The sequence below is a fragment of the Candidatus Parvarchaeota archaeon genome (genome assembly GCA_016866895.1).
Taxonomy (GTDB): domain Archaea; phylum Micrarchaeota; class Micrarchaeia; order Anstonellales; family VGKX01; genus VGKX01.
This window is the reverse complement of sequence record VGKX01000186.1, coordinates 1-1,943: the sequence shown is the minus strand read 5'-3', so window position 1 is coordinate 1,943 and position 1,943 is coordinate 1. Positions and strand designations below refer to the sequence as shown.

The following is a 1,943-nucleotide window of genomic DNA, read 5'->3' as shown; positions in this document are numbered from 1 at the left end:
CATCAGCAATTTTTACATGTAATTTTGAGCAGCAGCGAAAAATTACGGCATGTTGTGCGACAGAAGGGAGCACAACTATGCCTAAAAATTGCATCAGCAATTTTTAAATTAAATTTTTGATATACTTGCGCGAGTTGGAGATTGAAAAATATGCAAAACATAAATCTTGGCGTTTTTGACACTGAGAAAACCTATGCAACCCACCTTGGGAAAAAGGGCACTGCAAGCGACTATACAATCTACAACCACAAAGGGCAGGAAAGCTATCTGTGCGCCTACGAGCCGACAGGCTACCCTGAAAAGCTCTCGCCGCTTTTGTATTGCGCCAGCATGACTGATTTTGAAGTATTAGTCCCCCGCCAGCCGACCCGCGAGCTAGGCGAGATGATAGTCCTTTTGGATTCGCTTGAAAAGAAGGCGTATGTGGATTACAGCTACATGGACAGGGAGGGGTTTGAAAGGCTTGTTGCCGGCACGGCTCTTGCAGGGGCAGCTGAGGCACCGCCTGAAGGGCCTGTTGCAAGGGATTTTTTTGCCAATCTGGTCAGCCAGAGTGGCGGCAATGGCGGCCTTTACATACCTGTTGACAGCGCTTTTGCAGTCAAAAGCGTCGGAACGGTTGCCCTGGGCCAGGTCTATGGCAGGGGAGTGGAAGTGCATGAGGAGCTTGAAGTCTTCCCAACTGGCAAAAAGTGCGCTGTGCGCTCATTGCAGGTGCACGATGAGGACGTGTCGCAGGCGGGAGTTGGCAGCAGAGTCGGGCTTGCGCTAAAGGGCCTGGATGCCGGGGAAATCGAAAGGGGCTGCGTACTTGCGCCGCCAGGAAGCATAAAGTGCGCAAAGAAGTTTACCCTGAAGGCCAAAATAAGCAAATTTTACAGGGATGAAATCAAGTCCCCGGACCAGATATTTGCCTCATGCTGCATGTCATACAAGCCCATCAGGGTCTTGGGCATAGAAAGAAGCGGACAGGAAGCCACAATAAGCGCCGAAACTGTCAATGATGCGCAGATGGCTTTCCCGCCTGGGGCAAAAGTCGTGCTTGCAAAGCCCGAAGGCAAGATGAGAATCATAGGAAGCGCAAGTATTGAAATGTAAACTGATAAATTGCGATGGAAATTGTTATACTTGATAGCCGACAAAAAAGGCTAGGTAGAAAATATCGCGGGAAAAATAGGGAAAGCCTGCAGGAAATGATGGTTTGATGGGAAAACTGATTATTGCTTTTGCCTTTGTTGCCATTATCCTGGCGCAGGGGCTTTTTGCATCGTGCGTAAATGATGAAAAAAGCGTATTTGTGCCTGCAGTTGTAGGAGACTCTGGAAAAATAGTGAGGTTCACACTTAAGACTGTTGATGGCACAGGAAGGTCCTATTTTGCCACAAGCCCCAGGGTTGGCTCATCCACGCAAGGCTCGCATGAAATAGCCATAAGGCAGTCAATTGAGCTTGCAAATGTAAGCTGGGCAGAGCAGTGCGACTATCTTCTCAGGGTAGAAAATTACACTATAAGCAAATCAATAGAGGGGCCTTCAGCCAGCCTTGGGATTGCTATAGCTGCCCTGGCAATCCTGCAAAACAAGTCAGTTCGGGATGACGCCGCATTTTCAGGCTCTATAGGGTCTGAAGGGTTTGTTGAGCCTGTCGGGGGGCTTGCGGAAAAGGCAAGCGGAGTCGGACAGGAGGGGAAAAAAGTGTTTGTAACCCCAAGGCAGGAGGCGTTTGAAAAAATCCTGCTTTCGACAATTTCATACAGGTACGGGCTTTCCATTGCCCAGGTTGACAAGCTTTCGCAGGCTGCACAGATAGCATTCAGCCCGCAATCAAGCAAGGTTGAAAGCACGCTTGGAATACCTGAACCAAAGCTTCCAGAAAACCTGACCGACATAAGCGCCCAAAACGACGACTTTGACCTGAGGGTTTTTGAGGGGATTGCTGCAGACT

The 1,943-nt window shown here is 49.1% G+C and carries 2 protein-coding genes; both read left to right on the top strand.

The genetic code is table 11. The features are described 5' to 3' along the window. Nucleotides 1-150 precede the first annotated feature (150 nt). Nucleotides 151-1,098 carry a hypothetical protein gene (locus tag FJZ26_05745; protein ID MBM3229911.1) on the top strand — a complete coding sequence of 316 codons (948 nt, stop codon included), beginning with the start codon at nucleotides 151-153 and terminating at the stop codon, nucleotides 1,096-1,098. A 106-nt stretch (nucleotides 1,099-1,204) separates the two neighbouring features. Then, nucleotides 1,205-1,943: hypothetical protein (locus tag FJZ26_05740; GenBank protein MBM3229910.1), on the top strand; the 739-nt coding region annotated here is incomplete at its 3' end.